This window comes from Streptomyces sp. NPDC048483 (genome assembly GCF_040651455.1).
Taxonomy (GTDB): Bacteria; Actinomycetota; Actinomycetes; order Streptomycetales; family Streptomycetaceae; genus Streptomyces.
In genome coordinates, this window is sequence record NZ_JBEZJZ010000001.1 from 23,299 (window position 1) to 49,399 (window position 26,101).

The 26,101-nt window shown below is 70.7% G+C and carries 19 protein-coding genes and 5 pseudogenes; 16 read left to right on the forward strand and 8 right to left on the reverse strand.

The features are described from left to right. The first annotated feature begins 2 nt into the window (after positions 1-2). From AB0D04_RS00135 to AB0D04_RS00175, 9 genes and pseudogenes are all read left to right on the forward strand, one after another. Complete coding sequence (locus AB0D04_RS00135) at positions 3-164, forward strand: hypothetical protein (protein ID WP_362697188.1); 162 nt, start codon at positions 3-5, stop codon at positions 162-164. 125 nt (positions 165-289) lie between these two features. Next, positions 290-739 (forward strand): annotated as a pseudogene (locus tag AB0D04_RS00140) (sugar phosphate nucleotidyltransferase); the annotation flags it as partial. Positions 740-744: 5 nt separating this feature from the next. Continuing rightward, positions 745-1,431, forward strand: coding sequence for an HAD-IA family hydrolase (locus AB0D04_RS00145; protein WP_362697191.1), 687 nt, complete (start codon positions 745-747; stop codon positions 1,429-1,431). Beyond that, positions 1,428-2,453, forward strand: coding sequence for a 3-dehydroquinate synthase family protein (locus AB0D04_RS00150; RefSeq protein WP_362697194.1), 1,026 nt, complete (start codon positions 1,428-1,430; stop codon positions 2,451-2,453). Before AB0D04_RS00145 ends, AB0D04_RS00150 begins: the two co-directional genes overlap by 4 nt. Before the next feature lie 87 nt (positions 2,454-2,540). Continuing rightward, positions 2,541-3,065 (forward strand): annotated as a pseudogene (locus tag AB0D04_RS00155) (ISAzo13 family transposase); the annotation flags it as partial. Positions 3,066-3,489: 424 nt separating this feature from the next. Next, positions 3,490-5,561: pseudogene (locus tag AB0D04_RS00160) on the forward strand (thioredoxin domain-containing protein). Between the two features lie 69 nt (positions 5,562-5,630). Further along, positions 5,631-6,635 carry an NADP-dependent oxidoreductase gene (locus AB0D04_RS00165; RefSeq protein ID WP_362697196.1) on the forward strand — a complete coding sequence of 335 codons (1,005 nt, stop codon included), beginning with the start codon at positions 5,631-5,633 and terminating at the stop codon, positions 6,633-6,635. 73 nt (positions 6,636-6,708) lie between these two features. After that, positions 6,709-8,130 carry an amidase gene (locus AB0D04_RS00170; RefSeq protein ID WP_362697198.1) on the forward strand — a complete coding sequence of 474 codons (1,422 nt, stop codon included), beginning with the start codon at positions 6,709-6,711 and terminating at the stop codon, positions 8,128-8,130. Next, positions 8,117-8,647, forward strand: a complete 531-nt coding sequence (locus tag AB0D04_RS00175; protein ID WP_362697201.1) for a MerR family transcriptional regulator — start codon at positions 8,117-8,119, stop codon at positions 8,645-8,647. Before AB0D04_RS00170 ends, AB0D04_RS00175 begins: the two co-directional genes overlap by 14 nt. On the opposite strand, the gene AB0D04_RS00180 is transcribed toward AB0D04_RS00175, so the two are convergent. The 3 genes from AB0D04_RS00180 to AB0D04_RS00190 all read right to left on the reverse strand — a co-directional run bounded on the left by AB0D04_RS00180 (position 8,637) and on the right by AB0D04_RS00190 (position 11,888). After that, positions 8,637-9,281, reverse strand: a complete 645-nt coding sequence (locus AB0D04_RS00180) for a TetR family transcriptional regulator (RefSeq protein WP_362697204.1) — start codon at positions 9,279-9,281, stop codon at positions 8,637-8,639. The genes AB0D04_RS00175 and AB0D04_RS00180 overlap by 11 nt on opposite strands. Further along, positions 9,278-10,936: an MFS transporter gene (locus AB0D04_RS00185; protein ID WP_362697207.1), complete on the reverse strand. Its 1,659-nt coding sequence runs from the start codon at positions 10,934-10,936 to the stop codon at positions 9,278-9,280. The genes AB0D04_RS00180 and AB0D04_RS00185 overlap by 4 nt, the downstream gene beginning before the upstream one ends. Positions 10,937-11,162: 226 nt before the next feature. Next, positions 11,163-11,888 (reverse strand): hemolysin III family protein, encoded by a 726-nt coding sequence (locus AB0D04_RS00190; RefSeq protein ID WP_362697210.1) that lies wholly within the window; start codon positions 11,886-11,888, stop codon positions 11,163-11,165. Positions 11,889-12,140: 252 nt separating this feature from the next. Here AB0D04_RS00190 and AB0D04_RS00195 point away from each other — a divergent pair, with 252 nt between their 5' ends. Further along, complete coding sequence (locus tag AB0D04_RS00195) at positions 12,141-13,964, forward strand: phosphoenolpyruvate carboxykinase (GTP) (RefSeq protein WP_362697213.1); 1,824 nt, start codon at positions 12,141-12,143, stop codon at positions 13,962-13,964. 65 nt (positions 13,965-14,029) lie between these two features. Here the strand turns inward: AB0D04_RS00195 and AB0D04_RS00200 are convergent, their stop codons facing one another. From AB0D04_RS00200 to AB0D04_RS00215, 4 genes are all read right to left on the reverse strand, one after another. Further along, positions 14,030-14,467 (reverse strand): hypothetical protein, encoded by a 438-nt coding sequence (locus AB0D04_RS00200; protein WP_362697216.1) that lies wholly within the window; start codon positions 14,465-14,467, stop codon positions 14,030-14,032. Between the two features lie 119 nt (positions 14,468-14,586). After that, positions 14,587-15,798: a pyridoxal phosphate-dependent aminotransferase gene (locus tag AB0D04_RS00205; protein ID WP_362697219.1), complete on the reverse strand. Its 1,212-nt coding sequence runs from the start codon at positions 15,796-15,798 to the stop codon at positions 14,587-14,589. 165 nt (positions 15,799-15,963) lie between these two features. After that, entirely contained in the window at positions 15,964-17,625 is a 1,662-nt protein-coding gene (locus tag AB0D04_RS00210) for a D-aminoacylase (RefSeq protein ID WP_362697222.1), read from the reverse strand. Positions 17,626-17,751: 126 nt separating this feature from the next. Next, positions 17,752-19,041, reverse strand: coding sequence for an amino acid deaminase (locus AB0D04_RS00215; protein WP_362697225.1), 1,290 nt, complete (start codon positions 19,039-19,041; stop codon positions 17,752-17,754). Positions 19,042-19,298: 257 nt separating this feature from the next. Here AB0D04_RS00215 and AB0D04_RS00220 point away from each other — a divergent pair, with 257 nt between their 5' ends. The 5 genes from AB0D04_RS00220 (at position 19,299) to AB0D04_RS00240 (ending at position 24,849) form a co-directional block, all read left to right on the forward strand. Beyond that, complete coding sequence (locus AB0D04_RS00220; RefSeq protein ID WP_362697228.1) at positions 19,299-20,411, forward strand: sugar kinase; 1,113 nt, start codon at positions 19,299-19,301, stop codon at positions 20,409-20,411. A 73-nt stretch (positions 20,412-20,484) separates the two neighbouring features. Next, on the forward strand, positions 20,485-21,243 hold the full coding sequence (locus AB0D04_RS00225) for an IclR family transcriptional regulator (RefSeq protein WP_362697230.1): 759 nt from the start codon (positions 20,485-20,487) through the stop codon (positions 21,241-21,243). Positions 21,244-21,245: 2 nt separating this feature from the next. Beyond that, positions 21,246-21,656, forward strand: a complete 411-nt coding sequence (locus tag AB0D04_RS00230; RefSeq protein ID WP_362697233.1) for a RidA family protein — start codon at positions 21,246-21,248, stop codon at positions 21,654-21,656. A gap of 186 nt (positions 21,657-21,842) precedes the next feature. Continuing rightward, positions 21,843-23,321 carry a gluconate:H+ symporter gene (locus AB0D04_RS00235; RefSeq protein WP_362697236.1) on the forward strand — a complete coding sequence of 493 codons (1,479 nt, stop codon included), beginning with the start codon at positions 21,843-21,845 and terminating at the stop codon, positions 23,319-23,321. 280 nt (positions 23,322-23,601) lie between these two features. Further along, complete coding sequence (locus AB0D04_RS00240) at positions 23,602-24,849, forward strand: glycosyltransferase (protein ID WP_362697239.1); 1,248 nt, start codon at positions 23,602-23,604, stop codon at positions 24,847-24,849. 291 nt (positions 24,850-25,140) lie between these two features. On the opposite strand, the pseudogene tnpA reads toward AB0D04_RS00240, so the two are convergent. Further along, positions 25,141-25,398: pseudogene (gene tnpA, locus AB0D04_RS00245) on the reverse strand (IS200/IS605 family transposase); the annotation flags it as partial. A 12-nt stretch (positions 25,399-25,410) separates the two neighbouring features. Between tnpA and AB0D04_RS00250 the strand changes: the two are divergent. Beyond that, positions 25,411-26,082, forward strand: a pseudogene (locus AB0D04_RS00250) (RNA-guided endonuclease TnpB family protein); the annotation flags it as partial. Positions 26,083-26,101 lie beyond the last annotated feature (19 nt).

Here is a 26,101-nt window from a genome sequence, read left to right on the forward strand (position 1 = left end):
TCTTGAGCGACGGTACGAAAGAACTGGACGCCTCCCTGGACAGCCCGGCCGCCGCCGATCCCCCGGAGGACTACCTGGAGAAGCTGCTGCGCAGCTTGGACGACCGCCGGCCCGAGCCGAGCCGGTGCGAGGGATACGCCCTTTGCGGCGACTGGCCCTGGTAGCGGAGACGGGGGCGTGAGGGTAGTTCTCACGCCCCCGTCGAAACCCCGTAGGGAAGGGGCGACGCCGCATCCAGGAACCGCTCGGCTTCGATCAAGAGTCTTGTCACTACAGGTAGTGGGCCCCTATGCGCGGCACAATTCTCGCCGGTGGTACCGGCTCGCGGCTCTGGCCGATTACGAAATCAGTGTCCAAGCAACTCATGCCTGTCTATGACAAGCCGATGGTTTATTACCCGCTGTCGACGCTGGTCCTGGCTGGGATTCGAGAAATCCTGGTGATCACCACGCCAGAGGACCAGGCGGCCTTCCAACGCCTACTCGGCGACGGCTCCCAATGGGGGCTCGAGCTCGCTTACGTGTCCCAGCCCCAGCCCGAAGGGCTGGCTCAGGCATTCATTCTTGGCGAGGAATTTATCGGGGAGAACTCCGTCGCCTTGGTCCTGGGCGACAACATTTTCCATGGCACCGGACTGGGAACCCAATTGCGGAACAACGCTGACGTCCAGGGTGCCCGAGTGTTCGCTTACCCGGTTTCTGATCCCAGAGCATACGGCACGATGAACGTCGAAAGGGAAACGGAATGGACGCCGAACTGATGGCGACGAAGGACATCCATCCACCGCGCGCAGCTCTGAAGGCCGTCATATTCGACCTCGACGGGGTGCTCGTCGACAGCTTCGACGTGATGCGCGAGGCGTTCTACATCGCGTACCGGGAAGTTGTCGGCGGCGGAGAGCCGCCGTTCGAGGAGTACAGCCGACATCCCGGCCGGTACTTCCCGGACATCATGAACATGATGGGCCTGCCCCTGGAGATGGAGGCCCCCTTCGTCAGGGAGAGCTACCGGCTGGCCGACCGCGTCCGCCTCTTCGATGGCGTGACTGACATGCTGGGCGCGTTGCACGAACGCGGCCTCCGGTTCGCCGTCGCCACCGGCAAGAGCGGCCCCCGCGCCCGCTCCCTCCTAGAGGGGCTCGGTGTGCTGCCGATGTTCGACCACGTCATCGGCTCGGACGAGGTCGCCAGGGCCAAGCCCGCACCGGACATCGTCCTGCGGGCCCTGGACCTGCTCGGCGTGGAACCCGACGAAGCGTTGATGATCGGCGACGCGGTGACCGATCTCGCCAGCGCCCGCGGCGCCGGAGTCACGGCCGTCGCTGCGCTCTGGGGCGAGAGCGATCCCGAGCCGCTGCTGGACGCGGCTCCCGACGCGGCCATGGAGAGCCCCGCCGACCTGCTCGCCTGGTGCCTGGAAGTGGGACCATGACCGCAACTCCCCAGATCGTCGCTGTTCACCTCGGCGAGCGCTCGTACGACGTGCACATCGGCCAGGGGGTCCGGCATTCCCTGCCGGACATCGTCGCCGCTCTCGGTGCCCGGCGGGCCGTCGTGATCTCCGCCCGTCCGCCCGAGTGGGTGCCCGACCCCGGCGTGCCCTCGCGCATCCTCCCGGCAGCCGACGGAGAGCACACCAAGACCCTGGCCACGGTCGAGGAATATTGCCGGCAATTCGCCGAGTTCGGGCTGACCCGCTCTGATGTGGTCGTCTCCTGCGGAGGCGGAACCACCACCGACACCGCGGGCCTTGCCGCGGCGCTGTTCCACCGAGGCGTACCCGTAATCCACCTGCCCACGTCGCTGCTGGCACAGGTCGACGCGAGCGTCGGCGGCAAGACCGCGGTGAACCTTCCCGAGGGCAAGAACCTCGTGGGCGCCTACTGGCAGCCCAAGGCGGTGCTGTGCGATATCGACTATCTCACCACCCTGCCGCCGCGGGAGATGACCAACGGCTTCGGAGAAATTGCCCGTTGCCACTTCATCGGCGCGGGCGACCTGCGCGGGCTCTCCCTGAGGGAACAGATCGCCGCGAGCGTACGGCGCAAGTCGGAGGTTGTCGCAGCCGACGAGCGGGACTCCGGTCTGCGGCACGTGCTCAACTACGGGCACACGCTGGGCCATGCGCTGGAACGAGCCACGGACTTCTCCCTTCGGCACGGCGAGGGTGTGGCCATCGGGACGGTCTTCGCCGGCCGTCTCGCCGGCGAACTCGGGCGCATTTCGCAGGCGCGGGTCACCGAACACCATGATGTCGTGAGCCATTACGGGCTGCCGACGCAGCTGCCCTCCGGTGTGGAACCGGCCGAACAAATCGCCCTGATGCGCCTCGACAAGAAGGCGACCACCGGTCTCGCCTTCGTCCTCGACGGCCCGGACGGCGCGGAACTGGTGACGGGGGTACCGCAGGACGCGGTCGCCAAGGTGCTGGCGTCGCTGTCGAGGGAGGCCTGACCGGGGCTTTCGGCATCGCAATTAGGGAGGACCAAGGGCTTGCGGGGAATCAAGGTGTTGCTTCCCGATCTGGGGCCCGTTGCTGGTATGCGCATCCCGGACGAGACTCGTAAGCAACTCACGGTGACGTTCGCGGTGCTGTTCCCGCATCTGGACGAGCGGCAGCGTCGACTGTTGATGGCCGCTGAGGCCCGTGTTCTGGGACACGGCGGAGTTCGGACTGTCGCACTGGCGGCTGCGGTGAGTGAGACGACGGTCCGTAAGGCCGTGTTCGAGCCGGAGGCCGTCGAGGAGCCCCTGGGCCGGGTGCGGCGTCCGGGCGGGGGACGTAAGCGGGTCGCGGACCTCGATCCGGGGCTGCGGCCCGCTCTGCCGGCGATGGTCGAGCCGGATGTGCGGGGTGATCCGATGTCGCCGCTGCGATGGACGGTGAAGTCGACCCGCGCACTCGCGAGGGAACTGACCTGAGCTGGGCACCGGGTCAGCGCGGACACCGTCGCTGATCTGCTGCGGGAGGAAGGCTTCAGCCTGCAGGCCAACGCCAAGACACTCGAGGGCAGCCAGTACGTCGACCGGGAGGCACAGTTCCGATACCTCAACGGCCAGTATCGCCTGAAGGGTCTTCGGCCCGGCCGTGGCAAGGATGTCGAAGAAGCGGGAGACCGTCGGGTCAAAGGCCACCGGCCCGAACACGGTCGGCTCGGCCCGCAGCATCCCGACATCCGCGACGCCTGGGACACCACCCCACGGCTGCCGCCCTCACAACAGACGCGTGGAGAGGAGGACCCGATACGCTTCTTCACCTGGGAAGTGCCTCCGACGGTGGCCGGAACAAGGACCTGAAAAATCCCCATTCTTGCTGGTCAGAGGCGCTTTTCGGTTACCGGGCCACCCGGCGGAAAGGTCGCTCGGGCCCGTCTCGTCAGCCGGAGTGGAGTCGGCGGCCTCGCGGTCACGTGCTGCGTGCAACTTATTGCTCCTGGGTCCGGCCTCGACAAGCTGGGCTGGAGGGTCCTGATCGTGCGACGATGCCGGTATGAATCGACTGGCCAACTCCCAGTCGCCTTATCTCCTCCAGCACGCCTCCAACCCGGTGGATTGGTGGCCATGGGGAGAGGAGGCGATGAGGGAAGCTAAGCGGCGGGACGTGCCCATTCTGTTGAGTGTGGGTTATTCGTCCTGCCACTTATGCTTCCCCTAGTTCACTGGTGCCATGTGATGGCCCACGAGTCCTTCGAGGACGAGGCCACCGCCACCCTGCTCAACGATCACTTCGTCGCCGTCAAGGTCGACCGCGAGGAGCGGCCGGACGTTGACGCGGTCTACATGGAGGCCGTACAGGCCGCCACCGGCCAGGGCGGCTGGCCCATGACCGTCTTCCTCACCCCCGACGCCGAGCCCTTCTACTTCGGCACCTACTTCCCGCCCGCGCCCCGCCACGGCATGCCGTCCTTCGGCCAGGTCCTGGAGGGCGTACGCAGCGCCTGGACCGACCGCCGCGACGAGGTCGACCAGGTCGCCGGCCGGATCGTCGCCGACCTGGCCGGCCGCTCGCTCACCGACTCGCTGCCCGCGGACCGCCGCCCGCCCCGCCCCGAGGAACTGCACGCCGCCCTCATGGGCCTGACCCGTGAATTCGACGCGGTGCACGGCGGATTCGGCGGCGCACCCAAATTCCCGCCGTCCATGACACTGGAATTCCTGCTGCGCCACCACGCCCGTACGGGCTCCGCCGCCGCCCTGGAAATGGCGCAGGCGACCTGCGCGGCGATGGCCCGCGGCGGCATCTACGACCAGCTGGGCGGCGGCTTCGCCCGGTACGCCGTGGACGCGACCTGGACCGTGCCGCACTTCGAGAAGATGCTCTACGACAACGCCCTCCTGTGCCGCACCTACGCGCACCTGTGGCGGGCCACCGGCTCCGACCTTGCCCGTCGGATCGCCGTGGAGACCGCCGACTTCATGGTCCGCGAACTCCGCACCGACCAGGGCGGATTCGCCTCCGCGCTGGACGCGGACAGCGACGACGGCACCGGGTCCGGCAGGCACGTCGAGGGCGCCTACTACGTCTGGACGCCGGATCAGCTGCGCTCCGTACTGGGCGAGAAGGACGCGGAATTCGCCGCCGCCCACTTCGGTGTGACAGAGGAGGGCACCTTCGAGGAGGGCGCCTCCGTCCTCCAGCTCCCGGATACGGCCGACGGCCTGGTGGACGCCGAGCTGGTCGTCTCCGTCAAGGAGCGCCTGCTGGCGGCGCGCGCCGAGCGGCCGCGCCCCGGCCGGGACGACAAGGTCGTCGCCTCCTGGAACGGCCTGGCCATCGCCGCACTGGCCGAGACCGGCGCCTTCTTCGACCGGCCCGACCTGATCCAGGCCGCCACCGACGCCGCCGACCTCCTGGTCCGCGTCCACATGGACTGGCAGGCCCGGCTGCACCGCACCTCCCGCGACGGCACCGCGGGCGCCAACTCCGGCGTCCTGGAGGACTACGCCAACGTTGCCGAGGGCTTCCTCACCCTGGCCTCCGTCACCGGGGAGGGCGTCTGGGTGGAGTTCGCCGGCTTCTTCCTGGACACCGTCCTTCTCCAGTTCACCACCCCGGACGGCGCCCTCTACGACACCGCCGCCGACGCCGAGACGCTCATCCGCCGCCCCCAGGACCCCACCGACGGCGCCACCCCCTCCGGCTGGACCGCCGCCGCCGGCGCCCTCCTCTCCTACGGGGCACTGACCGGCAGCGCCCTCCACCGGGACGCCGCCGAACGTGCCCTGGGCATCGTCACGGCCCTCGGCGGCCGCGCCCCGCGCTTCATCGGCTGGGGCCTCGCGGTCGCCGAGGCCGCCCTGGCCGGCCCGCACGAGGTCGCGGTCGTCGGCCCGCCGGACGACCCCGCCACCACCGCCCTCCACCGGGCCGCGCTGCTCGGCACGGCACCGGGCGCGGTCGTCGCCCTGGGTGCCCCCGGCTCGGACGACGCCGAAGAAATCCCGCTGCTCATGGACCGCCCCCTGGTCGACGGCCGGCCCGCGGCGTACGTCTGCCGCCACTTCACGTGCGAGCGGCCGACGACGGATCCGGAGGAGCTGGGGGAGCGGTTGCGGGGGTGATCCGCCTCAAGTCCTAGGACCATCGACCGGTTTGACCTTGACGCGCGCGTCAGGTTCTAGCCTCGGGGCATGACAAACCGCACGCACCGTGAAGTCCACCTGGCCGCCCGCCCCCAGGGTCGGGTCACCGATGACCTCTTCGAGATCGTGGAGGTTCCGGTGCCCGAACCGGGGCCCGGCCAGGTACTCATACGCAACACCCATATGGGCGTCGCCGCCGTGATGCGCACCCTGATGGACGAGACCAGCGACGTGCCGATGCCGCCGTACGAGATCGGCAGGCCGCTGCACGGCTCCGCGGTCGGCGAGGTGGTGGCCGCCCCAGGGACCGACCTCACCCCCGGTGACCTGGTGGAACACCGGCTCGGCTGGCGCGAGTACGCCCTGCTCGACGCGGACGGGGTGCACCGCCTCGACCTGGACCTCCTGCCCGATCCGGCCGCCTACCTCTCCCAGGGGCCCACCGCCCTGATGGGTATCGCGCGCGGCGCCGAGGTCCGCCCCGGCGACACCGTGTTCGTCACCGGGGCGGCGGGCGGCGTCGGTTCCCTGGCGGGCCAGATCGCCCGGCAGTACGGCGCCACCAGGGTCATCGGCAGCACCGGCTCGCAGCAGAAGGCCGACCGGCTGATCAAGGAGCTCGGCTATGACGCGGTGGTCATCCGCGGCGCCGGCCCCATCGAGGAGCAGCTGCGCACGGCCGCCCCGGAGGGCATCGACGCGCTCTTCGACAACGTGGGCGGCGAGCAGCTGCAGGCCGCCCTCGCCCTCGCCAACCGGGGCGCCCGGCTCGCGATCGTCGGCGCACTCTCCAGCCAGCTCTCCGAAAACGGCCCGGCCCCCACGCCGATCGACACCCTCTCGCTGCTCTCCCGGAGCATCACCCTGCGCGGCGTCGCCCTGTATGACCACCTCGACCTGATCCCGGAGTGGAACCAGCGCTTCGCCGCGGGCCTGCGCGACGGCACCCTCACCTTCCCGCACGCCCGGCTGCACGGCATCGAGCAGGCCCCGCGTGCGCTGCGCGAGCTGACCGAAGGGCGTCATCTGGGCGCCGTGGTACTGGAGTTGTGATCCCGGCGCGGTGAGCGGTGCGGCGGCGGGCGTCCGCCGCGGGACTGTCAGTGGCCGGCGGTAGCCTGCGAGCGTGGAGACCTTGCTGAGGTACCGATCCCTCCTCCGGGACGCCGCGGCGCTGCGGTCCGGCACGGACGACCCCGTCGCCGCTGCGGCGCGCACCTGCGACCGCATCGATGCCATCGATGCACGGGTGCAGGCCTTTGTGCCCGAACCGGAGCGGCGCACACGGCTCTTGGACGCGGCACGACGGCTGACGGCGGCCGTTCCGCCGGACGGGGCCGAACTGCCCGCCCTGTACGGCATACCCGTCGGCGTCAAGGACATCGTGCACGTCGACGGCCTGCCCACCCGCGCGGGGTCCGCGCTGCCGCCGGAGGTACTGGGCGGCGCTCAGGCCACCGTCGTCGACCGCCTGTGTGCGGCGGGCGCCCTGATAGCGGGCAAGACCGTGACCGCGGAGTTCGCCGTCACGGCGCCCGGCCCGACCCGTAATCCCCACAACCTCGCGCATACGCCCGGGGGTTCGAGGTGGGGGTACCTCCCATGCCCTTTAGGCAATGGGGGAGGCTCGGCGGCTGCGGTTGCCGCCGGGATGGTGCCGCTGGCGATCGGGACGCAGACCGTCGGCTCGATGATCCGTCCGGCCGCGTACTGCGGGGTGGTCGGTTTCAAGCCCACGTACGGGCGGATCCCGGTCGACGGGGTGATCCCCAACGCCGCCGGGTTCGACACGCTGGGGTGTTATGCCACGGATGTGGCGGGGGTGGCCCTCGCGGCAGCGGTGCTGTGTGACGGCCGGCGGCCGGACGGGGAAGCGGGCGAGGTTCCGGGAGAGCGGCGGCCGGTGCTCGGCATTCCGGTCGGCCCCTACCTGGAGCGTGCCGGGGACGAAGCACTGCGCGCGTTCAAGGAGCAGCAGGAGCTGTTGCAGGCGGCCGGTTACCGGGTCCGTGAAGTGCCGGTCATGGGTGACTTCGACGAGATCGTCGACCAGCTCTTCACCATCAACCGCTACGAGGTGGCGCAGGCCCACGCCGAATGGTTCGCACAGTACGGTGACCGCTACCGGGACGAGACGGTGGCGGCCATCCGGCAAGGCCACACGATCGGGGACGCCGCCTACGAGGCGGCCCGGATCCGGCGGACCGCATTCCGCGAACGGCTCGCCGCGGAGGCGGACGCGTCCGGAATCGACCTCTGGGCATCCCCCTCGGCCACCGGTCCCGCGCCCGCCGGCCTCGCCAGTACCGGCACATCCATCATGTGCCTGCCTTGGAGCAACGCAGGCCTCCCGTCCCTCAGTCTCCCCGCCGGCCACGCCGCCAACGGGCTGCCGCTCGGGCTCCAGCTGGTCGGTGCGCCGGGCGCGGACGAGTATCTGCTGCGGGCGGCCGCAGACATCGAGAGCGCGCTGGCCAAGGGGGCGGGCGGCCCGAAGGCACCCACTCGAGCAGCGGAAGCGGGAAGGTCCGCCCATGCGCATCGGTGACGCCGCGGCCGCTGCCGGGCTGACGCCGCGGACGGTGCGGTATTACGAGCAGCAGGGGCTGGTGACGGCCCGCAGGGCGCCGTCGGGGCACCGGGAGTACGACGCGGAGGATGTACGGCGGCTGCGGGCGGTTCGTGAGCTGCGGGATGCGGGGCTGACGGTCGGTGATGTCCGCGCCTTTGCGCATCTGCTGGCGACCATGCCGGCCGAGGGGCTGCCGGAGGTGATACCCAAGGACCCGCGGGCGGAGCGGTGTTCGGCCGCGGAGGCGGTGGCCCGGCGCCGGCTTGCTGACCTCGATGCCCGGATCGAGCGGCTGTCGCAGCTGCGGACGCGGCTCGCGGCCCGGCTGGGAGAACCGGGCGCGCAGGGGGAGGAGGCGACCGGGCCGGGCGACGGGTTACGGGCGGGGGCGGACAGCGGCCCGATCTTCTGGCTGGATGCCGCCGCCCCGGCCGACCGCCCCGTTCCGGCCGACCGCCCCGCCCCGGCGGATCGCCCGCCCTTCAGAGCGTGAGGCCGCGGGCCAGGACGTCCATCGCCTGGTCGACCAGTGCCTCCAGGTCGGCGTCCGGGCCCGCCTCGACCCAGCGCATCAGCGCCTCCTGAAGGGCCGCCAGGGCCGCCGCGCTGATGACCCGTACCTCCAGGTCGTCGACCGGACGGCCGGTGCGCTCGGCGATCACGGTGCTGATCATCGCGGCGTCGCGGGCGGCGTTCTCCGCCGTACGGCCCCTGATGGCGGGCACGTCGCGGACCAGCCGCATGCGCTGGACGAGTTCCGTACGGGCCTCCGCCGCGAAGGTGCCGAGCGCCTCGATGGTGACCCGCCGCAGCGACTCGACCATCGGCTCATCCGCCGGACGGGCGCGGAGCCCCGTCTCCAGGACGGTGTCGTACTCGTCGGTCAGCACGATGTCTTCCTTGGTGGGGAAGTAGCGGAAGACCGTGCTGGGCGAGACCTCCGCGGCCTCGGCGATCCGGTCGACGGGGGTCGCGTCGTAGCCCTGCTCCTCGAAGAGCCGATAGGCGGCGCGGCGGATCGCCTGCCGGGTCTGCATCTTCTTCCGCTCGCGCAGTCCGGGCCTGGGAGCCCCGGGCGACGACGTAGTGGCGGAGGGGGAGGTACGTGCGGAGGCCATGGTCATCATTGTCGGGCATCGGGTGTCCTGGTGGCCACGGCCGTGTCCGTACCGGGGAGGTGCCCCGCAGCCGGGCTGTCGGCCGGAGCCGGGCTGTCCGCCGTACCCGGCCCGCGCCCCGCAATCCCCTCTCCGCCGCGTTCCCGCCCGGTCCGCGGATTGGGCAGGAAGGCCGCCGTCAGCAGCGCCGCCACCAGGGCCGCGATGCCGCACACCAGCAGGACCAGGCCCATGCCGTGCAGATAGGCGCGGTCCGCGGAAGCGGCCAGCTGGGGCGCGCCGATCCGGTCGGCCACCAGGTGGGCGGCGACGACCGAGTCCCCCGCGGCGTCGGCGGCCCGCGCCGGAAGCCCGGTGGTGTCGATCCGGTCGCCGTACGCCCCCGCGAGCAGGCTGCCGAGCAGCGCCACGCCCAGCGCACCGCCGAACTGCCGCACCGTCATGAGCAGTCCGGACCCGCTGCCCGCGCGGTCACCGGGCAAGGCACCGAGCGCCGCATCCATGGCCGGGACCATGGCGAAGCCGAAGCCGATGCCGGCGATGGACAGCCACAGCGCGGTGGTGCCGTAGCCGTCGTGGACGTCGGTGGTGGAGCCGAGGAAAGCCGCGCAGGCCAGCACGATCAGGCCGCCGGTGACGACCGGGCGCGGCCCGATGCGCGCGGCGAGGGCGCCGCTGCCCTTGGCCGCGACCAACAGCCCGGCCATCATCGGCAGCATCCGCAGGCCGGTGCCGAACGCGTCCTGCCCCAGTACGGCCTGGAGGTACTGCGGCAGGAGGAACATCAGCCCCGACAGCACCAGGGTGCCGAGCGCCGCGGCGACCGTGTTCCAGAGGAAGCCACGGCCGCGCAGCAGCCGCAGATCGAGCATCGGCCGCTCCAGGCCGCGGCCGCGCAGCACCAGGCCGGTGATCAGGGCAACGGATGAGGTCAGCGCCGTGACCACGAGCAGGTCGCCCCAGCCGCGCGCCGGGCCCTCGATGATGCCGAAGACCAGGGCGCCGAGTCCGGTGGCGGTCAGGCCCGCGGAGAGGGCGTCGACCTTGGGGGAGGCCGGGTCGCGGGTTTCCGGGAGCAGGAAGACGCAGGCGGCGATGCCGATCAGGGCGAGCGGGACGTTGACGAAGAAGATCGACCCCCACCAGAAGTGGTCCAGCAGCCAGCCGCCGACCAGCGGGCCGAGCGGGAGGCCGAGGGCCGAGGCGGCGGAGATCGCGCCGACGGCGGTGGAGCGTTCGTCGGGCCCGAAGAGCGAGGGCAGTACGGACATCGCCAGCGGCATGATCAGCGCGGCGCCGATCCCCATCACGGCGCGGGCCGCGATGACCAGGTGGGCGCTGTCCACGAGGGTGCCGAGCAGCGAGCCGACCAGGAAGATGCCGAGGCCGCAGAGCAGCATCCGGCGGCGTCCGAACCGGTCGCCCAGGAGTCCGGCGGGGAGCATCAGGGCGGCGAAGACGACGGTGTAGGCGTCGGCGATCCACTGCTGCTGGCCCGTGTCGGCGCCCAGTTGGGCGGCCATGGCCGGCAGCGCGACGTTGAGGATCGTCGTGTCGAAGCCGAGGACGAGCATGGCGGCGACGAGCGCTCCAAGTGCCCACCAGCGGCGGGGGCCGGGTGGTGCGGAGGGGGCCGCGTGCGGTACGTCGGTCGGCGATGTCATGGCACACCTTTGAAGTCGACAGTGAGAGCGAGCAGCAGAATCGAGAGCTTGACTCAAATGAGAGTAACTCCCAAAAGATGGTTACTGTCAATATTGGTGCGGAGCGGGGTAGGGCGGGGTGCGGCGGCGGGTGCTGACGCCCAGACATGGCAAATGGCCGCGACCCCAAGGTCACGGCCATCGTTCGAGTCCCGTCGCGAGCCCCCTCGCGGGTGCTCGCCGGTGCCTACGCGTGCGTGTAGGCCACCAGGGAAATCCCCACGTAGTGCACGACGAACGCCGCCAGCGTCAGCGAGTGGAAGACCTCGTGGAAGCCGAACCAGCGGGGCGAGGGGTTGGGGCGCTTGATCCCGTAGATCACGCCGCCCGCGCTGTAGAGCAGGCCGCCGACGACGACCAGCACCAGCACCGCGATCCCGCCCGTCTGCAGGAAGTCGGGGAGGAAGAAGACGGCGGCCCAGCCCATGGCGATGTAGCAGGGGGTGTAGAGCCAGCGGGGCGCGCCGACCCAGAAGACGCGGAACAAGATGCCGGCCAGCGCGGCCGCCCAGACGGCCCACAGGAGTACCTGGCCGCGGGTGCCCGGTACGAGCAGCATCGTCAGCGGCGTATAGGTGCCCGCGATGATCAGGAAGATGTTGGCGTGATCGAGACGCCGCAGGATGCCGTCGGTCCGGGGGCTCCAGTTGCCGCGGTGGTACAGGCCGCTGATCCCGAAGAGCAGACAGGCGGAGAGCGTGTAGATGGCGCAGGCCAGGCGGCCGCGGGGGCTGTCGGCGAGCGCGGTGAGCAGGACGCCGGACAGCAGCACGGCGGGAAACATTCCGGCGTGCAGCCAGCCGCGAAGCCGCGGCTTGAGCGGTGCGGCCGCGGCGGCCACCGCGGAGACGGCGCCGGCCGCGGACGGTGCGGGGTGGGTCGGGCTCTCGGCTGCGTCGGGCGCGGAAGTCATGGCCGACATGCTACCTACGCGACCGTAAGTTACCTCTCTGCCGAGAAGTGGTGACGGTCACGAAAGTGCCCTCTGGACAGAACTCTATCCGGGTCGGATGATCAAATGAGTGCGGTCGGCACCGGATGAGCGGTCACGAAGCATCCGGGTCGCGGCCCCCAAGGGGCAGCTCAGCGAACAGATCCAACTACACAACGGATTTCCCCGGCATACCGGTCGGTAATCCGCCCACACCCTCATCTAGGAGCGATCGTGGCGCGCGACAACGCGGCTCCCTCCCCCATTCCGTCCCGTCACCAGGAACTGATCTCCTGGGTCGACGAGATCACAGCGATCACCCAGCCCGACCGGGTCGTCTGGTGTGACGGCTCGGAGGCGGAGTACGAGCGTCTGTGCGAAGAGCTCGTCGACAAGGGCACGTTCAAGAAGCTCGACCCGATCAAGCGCCCCAACTCGTACTACGCCGCCTCCGACCCCACGGACGTCGCGCGCGTCGAGGACCGCACCTTCATCTGCTCCGAGAAGGAGGAGGACGCCGGCCCGACGAACCACTGGAAGGCGCCCGCCGAGATGCGGGACATCTTCACCGGGGAGAAGGGCCTCTTCCGCGGCTCGATGAAGGGCCGGACGATGTACGTCGTCCCGTTCTGCATGGGCCCGCTCGGCTCTCCCCTCTCCGCGATCGGCGTGGAGATCACCGACTCGGCCTACGTCGCGGTCTCGATGCGCACCATGACCCGTATGGGGCAGCCGGTTCTCGACGAGCTCGGCGAGGACGGCTTCTTCGTCAAGGCCGTCCACACCCTCGGCGCCCCCCTGGCCGAGGGCGAGGCGGACGTTCCGTGGCCGTGCAACTCCACCAAGTACATCTCGCACTTCCCCGAGGCCCGCGAGATCTGGTCCTACGGCTCCGGCTACGGCGGCAACGCCCTGCTCGGCAAGAAGTGCTACGCGCTGCGCATCGCCTCCGTCATGGCCCGTGACGAGGGCTGGCTCGCCGAGCACATGCTCGTCCTCAAGCTGACCCCGCCGCAGGGCGAGGCCAAGTACGTCGCCGCCGCCTTCCCGAGCGCCTGCGGCAAGACCAACCTGGCGATGCTCGAGCCGACCGTGCCGGGCTGGACCGTGGAGACCATCGGCGACGACATCGCCTGGATGCGCTTCGGCGAGGACGGCCGGCTCTACGCGATCAACCCCGAGGCCGGCTTCTTCGGCGTGGCGCCCGGCACCGGCGAGCACACCAACGCCAACGCCATGAAGACCCTCTGGGGCAACTCCGTCTTCACCAATGTCGCCCTGACCGACGACGGCGACGTGTGGTGGGAGGGCATGACCGAGGGCGCCCCGGCGCATCTGACGGACTGGAAGGGCAACGACTGGACCCCCGAGTCCGGCGTCCCGGCCGCCCACCCCAACGCCCGCTTCACCGTCCCGGCCGCCCAGTGCCCGACCATCGCGCCCGAGTGGGAGGACCCCAAGGGCGTGCCGATCTCGGCAATCCTCTTCGGCGGCCGCCGCGCCAGCGCCGTACCGCTGGTGACGGAGTCCCTCGACTGGAACCACGGTGTCTTCCTCGGCGCGAACGTGGCGTCCGAGAAGACCGCCGCGGCCGAGGGCAAGGTCGGCGAGCTGCGCCGCGACCCGTTCGCCATGCTGCCGTTCTGCGGCTACAACATGGGCGACTACATGGGCCACTGGGTCAAGGTCGGCGCGGACAAGGACCAGTCCAAGCTGCCGAAGATCTACTACGTCAACTGGTTCCGCAAGGACGCCAAGGGCCGCTTCGTATGGCCGGGCTTCGGTGAGAACAGCCGGGTGCTCAAGTGGATCGTCGGGCGCCTGGAGGGCACGGCCGAGGGTGTCGAGACCCCCATCGGGGTGCTGCCCACCAAGGACGCGCTGGACACCGAGGGCCTCGGCCTCGCCGACGCCGACCTCGACTTCCTGCTCACCGTCGACAAGGACGTGTGGCGCGAGGAGGCGTCGCTGATCCCCGAGCACCTCAACACCTTCGGTGACCACACGCCGAAGGAGCTGTGGGACGAGTACCGCGCGCTGGTGAAGCGCCTCGGCTAGCGGCCGGTGCACCTGAACGCCCGTCCGGGGTCCCGTACTTGGTGCGGGGCCCCGGACGTGTGACGTCAGGCGGTGGCGAGGTCCGCCACCTCCGCGGCCGCACCGTGCGCCGCCATCCGCTCCGCCGCCAGCTCCGTCGCCGTGGCGTCGTCGCGGGAGGTGGCCACCGCCAGGGCGTTCCCGGCGAGGGTGTGGGCGCGGCGGTGCAGGACCGGCATACGGGAGGGATCGCCGCCGTCGCTGGGCTCGGCACGCAGCGGATGGCGGCCGCCGCTCAGCCGCGCCACCTGCTCGGCGATCCGGTCGGCGGCGGCCGCCAGCGCGGCACTCTCCGTGGCGTCGCCGGCCCGCACCGCCAGGGCGTGCAGCTCATCGGTGACGGTGAGCAGCGCCGTCAGCTGTCCGGCGAGCCGGATGTCCAGCTCCTCCTCGCGGGAGCGGTGCGGAAAGTCCGGGGCGGCGGCCATGGTGTGGACCGACTTGGTGCGGATCGGTTCGTACATGGGGGCCTCCTGCAAGCACCTGGAACGAGTGGCCGCACAGGGGCAGCCGAATACTCCTAGGAGGCCATCCTAGCTTAGACCTTGTCTAAAGTTGTGAGTCGTACAGAAGTCGCGTCGGTTCAGTACTGCCCGTAACCGTCCAGGAAGGTTCCGATCCGGGTGACGGCGTCCGTCAGGTCGTCCGCGCTGGGCAGCGTGACCAGGCGGAAGTGGTCCGGCTCCGGCCAGTTGAAGCCCGTGCCGTGCACGATCATGATCTTCTCGGCGCGCAGCAGGTCCAGCACCATCTGCCGGTCGTCCTTGATCTTGTAGACCTTGGGGTCGAGCCGCGGGAAGGCGTACAGCGCGCCCTTCGGCTTGACGCAGCTGACGCCCGGGATCTGGGTGAGCAGCTCGTACGCCGCATCGCGCTGCTCGCGCAGCCGGCCGCCGGGCAGCACCAGGTCGTTGATGGACTGCCGGCCGCCGAGGGCGGTGGCGACCGCGTGCTGGGCCGGCATGTTGGCGCACAGCCGCATATTGGCCAGGATCGTCAGGCCCTCGATGTACGAGGAGGCGTGCGCCTTGGGGCCGCAGACGGCCATCCAGCCGCTGCGGTAGCCCGCGACCCGGTACGCCTTGGACAGCCCGTTGAAGGTCAGGGTCAGCAGGTCGGGCGCGAGCGAGGCGAACGGGGTGTGGGTGGCGTCGTCGTAGAGGATCTTGTCGTAGATCTCGTCGGCGCAGACGATCAGCTGGTGGCGGCGGGCGATGTCCGCTATGCCGCGCAGCAGTTCCTCGCTGTAGACGGCACCCGTGGGGTTGTTGGGGTTGATGACGACGATGGCCTTGGTGCGGTCGGTGACCTTGCGTTCGATGTCGGCCAGGTCCGGCATCCAGTCCGCCTGCTCGTCGCAGCGGTAGTGCACGGCCGTGCCGCCGGAGAGCGAGACCGAGGCCGTCCACAGCGGATAGTCCGGCGCCGGGACCAGCACCTCGTCGCCGTCGTCCAGCAGCGCCTGCATCGACATCTGGATCAGCTCGGAGACGCCGTTGCCCAGATAGATGTCGTCGACCGACAGCTCGATGCCCTGGGTCTGGTAGTGCTGCATCACCGCGCGGCGGGCGGAGAGCAGGCCCTTGGCATCGCCGTAGCCGTGTGCCGTGCCGACCGAGCGGAGGATGTCCTCCAGGATCTCGGGCGGGCACTCGAAGCCGAACGCCGCCGGGTTGCCGGTGTTGAGCTTGAGGATGCGGTGACCCGCCGCCTCCAGCCGCATGGCCTCCTCGAGCACCGGGCCACGGATTTCGTAGCAGACGTTGGCGAGCTTGGTTGACTGGATCACCTGCATGTCCGCCACTTTACGGCCGTGTATCGGCGACCGCCGGGTGTTTTTCCCCACCTCGATGAGCGCATGGTGTGGATTTGCTCACGTGGGGTGAGGGACGGGCGGGGATCGCTGCCGGGCCGCCCTACCGATTCCGTCGCACGTCGGCGGGTGTGGCGCGGCGGCCGCCTAAGGCCTGTCCGAGGCGGTCCGCCGCACCGCCCGCCCCGCCAGTACGTCCGTGCGTCGGCCGTCCTCGATCACGAAGCGGCCGTCGATCAGGACATGCGGAATACCGGTGGGCAGGGTGCGCGGCGCCTCGTAGGTCGACCCGGCCGCGACCGTGGCCGGGTCGAAGAGGACCAGGTCGGCGCGGTAGCCCTCGCGGACGAGGCCGCGGTCGGGCAGGCGCAGGCGGGCGGCCGGGCGGCCCGTCAGATGGGCGACGCACTCCTCCAGGGAGAGGACGCCCAGGTCGCGGACGTACCTGCCGAGGTACTGGGGGAAGGTGCCGTACGCGCGCGGATGCGGCTTGTCGCCCTGGAGGATGCCGTCGCTGCCGCCGGTGTGGACGCGGTGGCGCATGATCCGGCGGACGTTCTCCTCATGGCCGACGTGCTGGAGGATCGTGGAGCCCAGGCGGTCGTCGATCAGGAGGCGGCGGGCGGTGACCCAGGGCTTCTCGCCGCGTTCGGCGGCGCTGCGGGCGACGGTCCTGCCGACGTGTCCGGCGAGTGCGGGGTCGCTCACCCCCGAGATCTCGACGGTGTCCCAGTCGATCGGCACACCGTGGCAGCCGTCCGCGCCCTCGACCTCCATGACGTGCCGGATGCACTCGGCCGTCGCCTCGTCCCGGAGGCGGGCCAGGATCGCCTCGGGTCCGCCCTCGCTCGCCCAACTGGGCAGCATCGCCACGAGAGTGGTGCAGCCGGGGGTGTAGGGATAGGTGTCGAGGGAGATGTCGGCGCCGGCGTCGAGGGCCTTGTCCAGGAGCGCCAGCAGCTCGGGGGCGCGGCCCTTGTTGACGCCGAAGTTCATGGTGGCGTGGGCGAGATGGAGGGCGCAGCCGGCCTCGCGGGTGAGGGCGACCATCGCCTCGTACGCCTCGAGCGCACCCGCCCCGTAGGAGCGGTGGTGCGGGCAGTAATAGCCGTCGTAGCGGGCCACCACCCGGCACAGTTCCGTCAGTTCGGCGTCCGAGGCGTACATGCCGGGCGTGTAGGTCAGACCGGAGGAGAGGCCGACGGCGCCCTGTTCCAGGCCCTCGGCGACCAGCTGCTTCATCCGTGCGAGCTCGTCGGGGCCGGCGTCGCGGTCGTCCCAGCCGAGGGCGAGCATCCGGACGGTGCCCTGCGGGATGAGGTACGCGGCGTTGACGGCGATGCCCCGGCCGTCGAAGCCGTGGTCGAGGCGGTCGAGATACTCGCCGACGGTGCGCCAGGTGAAGTCGATGTCCCCACCTCCCCCACTCTCGGCTCCGCTCGAGCGGGAGGTACCCCCACCGTTCCAGCCGGTGATCTGCGCGCGGACCTCGGCGAGGGTGCGGTCGTCGACCGGCGCGTACGACAGGCCGTCCTGGCCGATGACTTCGAGGGTGACGCCCTGGGCGGCCTTGGCCTCGTGCGCGGGGTCGCGGAGCAGCGCGAGGTCGCTGTGGGCGTGCATATCGATGAAGCCGGGGGAGAGGGCGAGGCCGTCGGCGTCCACCATGCGCGCGGCAGCCGGGCGCGGCCCGCCGTCCGTCTCCCGCCGGATCCCGGCGATCCGGCCGCCGGCCAGGGCGACATCGGCGCGGTAGGACGGACCGCCGGAACCATCGATGACGCGGACGTCGCGGAGCACGGTGTCCATGGCTGGGGCTGCCTTTCTCACGGCGTGCGGGGCCGGCTCATGCGGCCTGCTGGGTCCGACGGCGCGCGCCGCGGGGGATCGGCGCGCACCGTCGGGGTCTTGGGGGACGGCCCTGGAAGGACGGCCCTAGAAGAAGGTGCGGATGTAGTCCGTGACCGTGCCGTCCGCCTCGACCAGCGGGATCAGCTGCCACTTGTCGAACGACGTACAGGGGTGGGACAGGCCGAGGCCCACCCAGTCGCCGACCTCCAGGTCGCCGGCGTGCTCGGTGGTGACCCAGGCGTGCTGGTCGGACAGGCCGGTGACGGCGATGCCGTCCGCGCGGCGCTCGGTGCCGTCCCGGCCGGACCGTACGACCTGGGCCTGCGGCAGATCGAGGTCGTACGCCGCGTCCCGCTTGCCCGCGTTGAGGAAGGCCTGCTGGGGGGTGGGGCGGGAGACGACCTGTGCCCAGAGGCGGAAGGCGGGCTGCAGGGCGCCCTCCTCCGGGATGCGGTTGAAGGGGGTGAGACGGCGGTAGTGGGCGTCGTCGTGCGAGACATACGCGCCCGAGCGGAGCAGCTTGAGGACCGGCGCGGAGAGTCCGGGGATCTCGGCGAAGACCTCGGCGACCGCGTCGAACCAGGCGCTGCCGCCCGCGCTGACCACGATCTGGTCGAGATCGGCGAACCGGCCCGCCTTGTCGAACTCCACGGCCAGCGCGACCAGCCGGCGCAGCCAGGCGGTCACCCGCGCGGAGTCGGCGTCGGGCACCTCGCCCTCGTAACCGGCGACGCCCACGAGGCGCAGGGTGTCCACGCCCGCGATGGCGTCGGCGAGTTCGAGGCATTCGGCCTCGGTACGGACGCCGGTACGGGCACCCTCACCGGCACCCAGCTCGATGACGACATCCACTGGGCGGACGGCCCCGGCCTCGCGCAGCGCCGTGTCCATCAGCTCGATACCGCGCAGCGAGTCGACGTAACAGAGGAAGCGGAAGTCCGGGTCGGCGGCCAGTTCGGCGGCGAGCCAGCGCAGCGCGGGCGCGTCCACCAGCTCATTGGCGAGGAAGATCCGCTGGATGCCGTAGCCGCGGTAGACGCGGGCCTGGTGGGGGACGGCGGCGGTGATGCCCCAGGCGCCGTACTCGATCTGGCGGGCGAAGAGCTGCGGCGCCATGGAGGTCTTGCCGTGCGGGGCGAAGGCCAGGCCGTGCCGGTCGGCGTAGGTCTCCATCAGGGCGAGGTTGTGCTCGACCGACTCGGCGGAGAGGGCGAGGACGGGGGTGGTGAACCCGCCGGTGAAGAGGTTGCGGCGCTCGGCGGCCAGCGCACCGACGGTGCGTCCCTCGGCGTCCGGGGGGAGCGCCTTGAAGCGGTGGTCGACGCGTTCGTCGGCGAGTCCCTTGAGTGCCTGGGCGAGCCGCTCGACGGCCATGGGGGTCTCCTCGAAAAGCTGTGGGATCTCTTGCTGTGGTTGCGGCATTGCTGCCGTGCTGCACATCTACGCAGATCTCCGCAGGTCCGTGAAGATCCCCGTAGATCTGGTGTTGCATTCTCTGCAACGGTCATTGCGTATACCGCTTATGGCTGTCTAACATCCGGGCCATCACCCGGTCAATGGCCGCCCAACGGTGAGAAACCCGCACCACAGCGGTGAGAAACCCGCACCACAGCGAAGGAGCACCACCGATCGTGACCAGGTCCTCGAACGTCAGCGACAGCACCGGCCCGAAGGCCGATGCCGATGTCGTCTGCCTCGGCGAGTCCATGGTCACCTTCCTGCCCACCACACCGGGGCGGCTCGCCGACGTCCCCGCCTTCGAGCGCGCCATCGGCGGCGCGGAGTCCAATGTGGCGTGTGTGCTCGCCGCCGCCGGGCATGCGGCGAAGTGGGTCAGCCGGGTGGGCGCCGACGGATTCGGCGATCACCTGGTGGCCGCCATCCGCGCGTACGGGGTCGACACCACGGCCGTACGACGCGACCCCGCCCGCCCCACCGGCATCTACTTCCGCACGGCCGGCGACCGCGCCACCGATGCCCACGAGGTCGCGTACTACCGGGCCGGCTCCGCCGCCTCCGCGATGGCCGTCGCGACCATGGACCTGGCCGCGGTCCGGTCGGGCCGCGTCCTGCACCTGTCGGGGATCACCGCGGCGCTCTCCGGGGACTGCCTCGGCCTGCTGCGCGAGCTGACGGCGCCGGGCGGCGGCCGCCCCCTCGTCTCCTTCGACGTCAACCACCGGCCGGGTCTGTGGCGCGATGCCGCCGACGCCCGGGTGCTGCTCGACCTCGCGCGCGGCGCCGACCTCGTCTTCGTCGGCGAGGACGAGGCGGCGGACGCCTGGGGCCTCACCGGCGGCCCCGACGCCGTCCGCGCGGCGCTGCCCGAGCCCGGCATGCTGGTCGTCAAGCGCGGGGCCGCGGGCGCCGTCGCCTACGACCGGCACGGCGGCCGGCACACCGAGCCCGCCCCGCGCGTCGACGTCGTCGCCGCCGTGGGCGCCGGCGACGCCTTCGCCGCCGGCTTCCTCTCCGCCACCCTCCGCGGCCTGCCCGTCCGCAGCCGTATCCGGTACGGCCACCTGTGGGCCGCCGCGGTCCTGACCGTCCCCGGGGACCTGACCGCACCGCCCGCCCGTCTCCCGACCACCGCCCCTCAACGAGCCGCTGCGCGGCGCCCCTCCTGGGTCGCCCTCGCCGACCGCCTCGCCGCCCTCGACGACACGGCCTGGGGGACACTGCACCTCGGCCCCGGCTGGACGGAAGCCATGGCGGCCGTGGACCAGGAGGTACGGACACCGTGAACGAGCGCAGCGAGAGAACCATCGAGAGGTGCGCCCCTGGCGAAGGCAGGGCCGAGCGAAGCGAGGCACAAGCATGAGCCAGACCGTCGACCGGGCACTGAGCATCCTGCCGCTGCTCGCCGAGGGACCCGCCGACCTGGGGCAGGTCGCCGACCGTCTCGGCGTCCACAAGTCCACCGCCCTGCGGCTGCTGCGCACCCTCCACGAACACGGCCTCGTCCACCGCCAGCCCGACCAGCGCTACCGCCTCGGTGCCCGCCTCTTCGCCCTCGCCCAGCAGGCCGTCGAGAACCTCGACGTCCGCGAGATCGCCCACCCCCACCTCGTCGAGCTCAACGAGAAATGCGGACACACCGTCCACCTTGCGGTCCACGAGGAGAACGAGGTCGTCTACATCGACAAGGTCGAGAGCCGCTACCCGGTCCGGATGTACTCCCGGATCGGCAAGCCCGTCGCGATAACCGTCGCCGCGGTCGCCAAGCTGCTCCTCGCCGACCTGCCCGAGCCCGAGCGCCGCGCCCTCGCGGAAAAGCTCGACTACCCCCTCTACACGTCCCGTTCGACCCCCCACGCCATGGCCTTCCTCGCGGAACTGGCCAAGGTCCGCGAACAGGGCTGGGCCACCGACCTCGGTGGCCACGAGGAGTCCATCAACTGCATCGGCGCCCCCATCCGCGGCGCCGACGGACGCCTGGTCGCCGCGATGTCGGTCTCCGCGCCGAACGTCGTCGTCAGCGCCGAGGACCTCCTCAGGCTGCTCCCGCTGGTACGCCGCACCGCCGACGCCATCAGCCGGGAGTACTCCGGCACACCACCCACCAAGGAAGCATGAGTATGAGCGAGAAGACCGCCCTCACCCCGGCCACCCACACCACCCCGCCCGCGAAGTTCTCCCACGGCGTCAAGAAGGGCAACATCCTCCAGGTCGCCGGCCAGGTCGGCTTCCTGCCCGCCGTCGAGGGCCAGGCCCCCACGCCCGCCGGACCCACCCTGCGCGAGCAGACCCTCCAGACCTTCGCCAACGTCAAGGCGATCCTGGAGGAAGGCGGCGCGAGCTGGGACGACGTCATGATGATGCGCGTCTATCTCACCGACGTCGCGCACTTCGCCGAGATGAACGAGATCTACAACGCCTACTTCGAGGAGCAGGGCCTCAAGGAGGTCCCCGCCGCCCGGACGACCGTCTACGTCGGTCTCCCCAAGGGCCTCCTCATCGAGATCGACGCCCTCGCCGTCCTGAGCTGAGCCACCGCCCGAGCCGTCGCCCGAGCCGTCGCCCGAGCCGCCGGACCACCCGAGCCGTTAGACCACCTGTGCCTTTAGTACGCCCGCACCACTACCCGCCGCACGGCACGGCGCCCCGCACCCCAGGGGCGCCCTGCCGCGGTCCCCCCTGCCCGGAAAGCCCCTGCCTGCCAACGGAGTCACCCCATGTTCCTCGCTGCCACGGCCCCCACCCCGTCACCGCCACCACCCCACACCGGCGGTCTGCTCGCCGTGATACCAGGCACCGCAGGCCTCCTGACGGTCGCCGCCCTCGGCATCGCCCTGCTGCTCGTGCTGATCATCAAGGTCCGGCTGCAGCCCTTCGTCGCGCTGCTGTCGGTGTCCATCGTGGTCGGCCTCGCCGCCGGCCTCTCCGTCACCGAACTCTTCGGCACGGTCCAGAAGTCCGACGCCATCTCGATGATCGAGACCGGCATGGGCGGCATCCTCGGCCATGTCGCCATCATCATCGGCCTGGGCACCATGCTCGGCGCGATACTCGAAGTCTCCGGCGGTGCGGAGGTGTTGAGCGCCCGCCTCCTCCGCCTCTTCGGCGAAAAGCGCGCCCCGCTGGCCATGGGGATGACGGGCCTGATCTTCGGTATCCCCGTCTTCTTCGACGTCGGCATCTTCGTCCTCGCCCCGATCGTCTACGCGGCCGCGAAGCGCAGCGGTAAGTCGATCCTCCTCTACTGCATGCCCCTGCTCGCGGGTCTCTCCATGACCCACGCCTTCCTGCCCCCGCACCCCGGCCCGGTCGCCGCCGCCGGCCTGTTCAAGGTGGACCTCGGCTGGGTCATCCTCATGGGCATCATCTGCGGCATCCCCGCCGTACTGGCCGCCTGGGGCTACGCCGCCTGGATCGGCAAGCGCCTCTTCGTCCCCGTACCGCAGGACATGCTCGAGGCCGCCGAGGAGGCCAAGGCCGCCGTCGCCGCCGAGCAGAAGGCCGCCGGGGTCACTCCCCGGGAGAAGCCGGCTTCCCTCGCCACCGTCCTGGCCATCATCGGCACCCCGCTCGTCCTCATCCTCCTGGCGACCTTCTCCTCCATCGCCCTGCGCCCCTCCACCGGCCGCTCGGTCATCGAGTTCTTCGGCCACCCCTTCGTCGCCCTGACGATCGCGCTGCTGCTCTCGTACTACCTCCTGGGCATCCGTCGCGGCTGGTCCCGCAAGTCCCTGGAGCAGGTGTCCACGGCGTCGTTGAAGCCGGTGGGCAACATCCTCCTGGTCGTCGGCGCCGGCGGTGTCTTCGGCGCCGTACTGAAGGGCAGCGGCGTCGCCACCGCCCTCTCCGACACCTTCCACAACGTCGGCCTGCCCATCATCGTGCTGGCCTACCTGCTGTCGCTGGTGCTGCGGGTGGCCCAGGGCTCGGCGACGGTCGCCATCGTGACGACGGCCGGCATCGTGCTGCCGCTGGTGGAGGGTCAGGGCATGTCCCAGGCCCAGTTGGCGCTGATCATCATGGCGATCTCGGCGGGATCGATCTTCGCCTCGCATGTGAATGACGGCGGGTTCTGGATGGTGTCGAAGTACTTCGGAATCTCCGAACGGGACACCCTGAAGTCCTGGACGGTGCTGGAATCGGTGCTCTCGGTCGCGGGCTTCGCGGTCGCCGCGGTGGTCGGCATCTTCGTATAGCGGCAGAGTGCTACACGGTACGTACGGCGTTGCATGCGATGGGGCGCCCGGAGTCGCACCGGGCGCCCCATCGGCCGCCAAGGCTGCAGGGGCGACGGCGTACGCGGCGCGCCGCGGCTTCTGAGGGGGTGTCCGTTCACAGCGGACGATGAAGGGAAAGGGGAGTACCCACGCCTTTCCACTCTCAACGTATAGCGCACAGGGGGCCTTGCGGCAAGGCCCCGGTCGTCCTGCAGAATCACCCGCCGAGGCCGTGATCTGCGGAAATGGGAGTCCCGAAATGCGTGTGTTGCTGTTGTCGTACGGGTCGCGCGGGGACGTCGAACCGATGGTGGGACTCGCGGTGCAGCTGCGGGAACTGGGCGCGGAGGTACAGATGTGCGCGCCGCCGGACTTCGCGGAACTGCTGGACGGTTTCGGCCTCCCGCTGGTGCCGCTCGGCACGTCGGTGCGCAAGATGGCGAGCGGGGCGATCACCGGGAAGAAGCCGCAGCCGCCGTCGAGCATGTCCCAGCGGGCGGCCGAGATGGTCGCTGCGACGTACGAGCCGGTCGCCGCGGCGGCCGAGGGATGTGACGCGGTGGTGGCGACCGGCTTGCTCCCGGCCGCGGCCGCCGCGCGGTCGGTGGCCGAAAAGATGGGCATCCCCTACGTGTTCGTGGCCTACTTCCCGACCTACCTGCCGTCGCCGCACCACCCGCCGCTCGTGTGGCCGGGCCGCCCGGTCCCACCGGACGTGACCGACAACCGGACGCTGTGGGATCTCAACACCGAGCGCCTGAACGAGTTGTTCGGCGAGGCGGTCAACACCCACCGGGCATCGATCGGCCTGCCCTCGGCGGACAACGTCCGCGACCACGTTTTCACCGACCGCCCGTGGCTGGCGGCGGACCCGGTCCTGGGCCCGTGGCGGCAGCCGGCGGACCTCGACGTCGTGCAGACCGGCGCGTGGATCAGGCCCGACGAGCGCCCGCTCCCGGCCGATCTGGAGGCGTTCCTCGACGCCGGTACCCCACCGGTGTACGTGGGCTTCGGCAGCATGCCCCTGCGCGACGCGCAGGACGTCGCCAGGGCTGCCATCGATGCGGTCCGCGCGCAGGGCCGCCGCGCACTCGTCTCCCGCGGCTGGGCCGACCTGGCCCTGACCGACGATCAGGACGACTGCTTCGCCGTCGGCGAGGTCAACCAGCAGGCACTGTTCCGTCGGGTGGCCGCCGTGGTGCACCACGGCGGCGCGGGCACGACGACGACGGCCGCCCGGGCCGGCGCGCCCCAGGTGGTGGTCCCGCAGTTGGCGGACCAGCCGTACTGGGCCGGCCGCGTGGCCGAGCTGGGCATCGGCGCGGCACACGACGGTCCGACGCCGACCACCGAGTCCCTGTCGGCCGCGCTCAAGACGGCCCTGACCCCCGAGACCCGCGCCCGAGCGCAGGCCGTGGCCGGCACGGTCCGCGCCGACGGAGCAGCGGTGGCCGCAAAGCTGCTGCTCGACGCGATCGGCCAGGAAGGGCCGCCCATGGTCGCGTGAACCACACGGGATCGTTGAGCAGGCTCGATTGCCCGGGCGGCCGACTGAGACCATGGCCCCCCGGGTCTTGACTGGACAGGGCCAAGCCCCACCCGGAAAGAATGTCGGGCAGTGCCGCAGGCATCGTCGGGGGGCGGGCCAGTGAAACCTGTTTCCTCCGCGTCACGCCGCATCGTCCCGCCACCGGGTAACCGGCGGGTGCATCGCCCTTTAGGGCGGTGGGGAAGCCGGTGGCCTGCGGAGCAGGGCAGGGCAAGCCGATTCGCCGCTGGGCGGACCGGCGTTCACCACCTACAGCGGGCGGTTGTGCTGTTCGATGTACTGGCGAAGGACGCTGATCGGGGCACCGCCTACCGAGCCGGCGAAGTAAGACCCTGCCCACAGCTTGTTTGCCCGGTAGTAGTGCTGAACAAGGTCGGGGAACTCTTGCCGCAGTCGCCGCGAGCTGACGCCCTTGAGGCTGTTGACCAACTTGGAAAGGGCGATCTTCGGCGGGAAGTTCACGAGTAGGTGGACGTGATTGTTCTCGCCGTTGAACTCGACCATCTCTAGGTGGCGCCCGTGGTCGGTATCGACCTGGGGCTGACGCACTTCGCGATCCTCTCCGACGGCACGAAGATCGGCAGTCCGCGCTTCCTGCGCCGGGCTGAGAAGAAGCTGAAGAAAGCTCAACAGGCTCTGTCGCGCAAGGCGAAGGGCAGCAACAACAGGACGAAGGCGCGGGTCAGGGTTGCCCGCGCTCACGCACGGACCGCCGACGCACGGCGCGAGTTTCACCATCAGCTCTCCACCAAGATCATCCGTGAGAACCAAGCGGTTGCGGTGGAAGATCTGCCGGTCAAGGGACTCGCCCGCACACGGTTGGCGAAGTCCGTGCACGACGCTGGATGGTCCGCGTTCGTGTCGATGCTGGAGTACAAGGCAGCACGGTACGGGCGGCAGTTCCACCGCATCGGCCGCTTCGAGCCGACCTCTCAGGTCTGCTCGCAGTGCGGCGTCAAGGACGGCCCTAAGCCCCTCAACGTCCGCGTATGGACGTGCGGGGAATGCGGGGCCGTCCTTGATCGAGACATCAACGCGGCGGTCAACGTCGCAAAGGCTGCCGGACTGGCAGTGTCAGCCTGCGGAGCGCGGGTAAGACCGGGACTCGTCCCGGCACAGCGCGAAGAAACAGGAACCCACCCGAAGGGACTGCCTACAACGGCGGCCCAGACGGGAATCTCCCTCCTTTAAGGGGAGAGGATGTCAATGA

Bases quoted from the DNA above. Each gene is read 5' to 3' on its own strand.
- AB0D04_RS00145 (WP_362697191.1), top strand. From the start codon at position 745: ATGGACGCCGAACTGATGGCGACGAAGGACATCCATCCACCGCGCGCA.
- AB0D04_RS00150 (WP_362697194.1), top strand. From the start codon at position 1,428: ATGACCGCAACTCCCCAGATCGTCGCTGTTCACCTCGGCGAGCGCTCG.
- AB0D04_RS00165 (WP_362697196.1), top strand. From the start codon at position 5,631: ATGACAAACCGCACGCACCGTGAAGTCCACCTGGCCGCCCGCCCCCAG.
- AB0D04_RS00175 (WP_362697201.1), top strand. From the start codon at position 8,117: ATGCGCATCGGTGACGCCGCGGCCGCTGCCGGGCTGACGCCGCGGACG.
- AB0D04_RS00180 (WP_362697204.1), bottom strand. From the start codon at position 9,281: ATGATGACCATGGCCTCCGCACGTACCTCCCCCTCCGCCACTACGTCG.
- AB0D04_RS00185 (WP_362697207.1), bottom strand. From the start codon at position 10,936: ATGACATCGCCGACCGACGTACCGCACGCGGCCCCCTCCGCACCACCC.
- AB0D04_RS00190 (WP_362697210.1), bottom strand. From the start codon at position 11,888: ATGACTTCCGCGCCCGACGCAGCCGAGAGCCCGACCCACCCCGCACCG.
- AB0D04_RS00200 (WP_362697216.1), bottom strand. From the start codon at position 14,467: ATGTACGAACCGATCCGCACCAAGTCGGTCCACACCATGGCCGCCGCC.
- AB0D04_RS00205 (WP_362697219.1), bottom strand. From the start codon at position 15,798: ATGCAGGTGATCCAGTCAACCAAGCTCGCCAACGTCTGCTACGAAATC.
- AB0D04_RS00210 (WP_362697222.1), bottom strand. From the start codon at position 17,625: ATGGACACCGTGCTCCGCGACGTCCGCGTCATCGATGGTTCCGGCGGT.
- AB0D04_RS00215 (WP_362697225.1), bottom strand. From the start codon at position 19,041: ATGGCCGTCGAGCGGCTCGCCCAGGCACTCAAGGGACTCGCCGACGAA.
- AB0D04_RS00225 (WP_362697230.1), top strand. From the start codon at position 20,485: ATGAGCCAGACCGTCGACCGGGCACTGAGCATCCTGCCGCTGCTCGCC.
- AB0D04_RS00230 (WP_362697233.1), top strand. From the start codon at position 21,246: ATGAGCGAGAAGACCGCCCTCACCCCGGCCACCCACACCACCCCGCCC.
- AB0D04_RS00235 (WP_362697236.1), top strand. From the start codon at position 21,843: ATGTTCCTCGCTGCCACGGCCCCCACCCCGTCACCGCCACCACCCCAC.
- AB0D04_RS00240 (WP_362697239.1), top strand. From the start codon at position 23,602: ATGCGTGTGTTGCTGTTGTCGTACGGGTCGCGCGGGGACGTCGAACCG.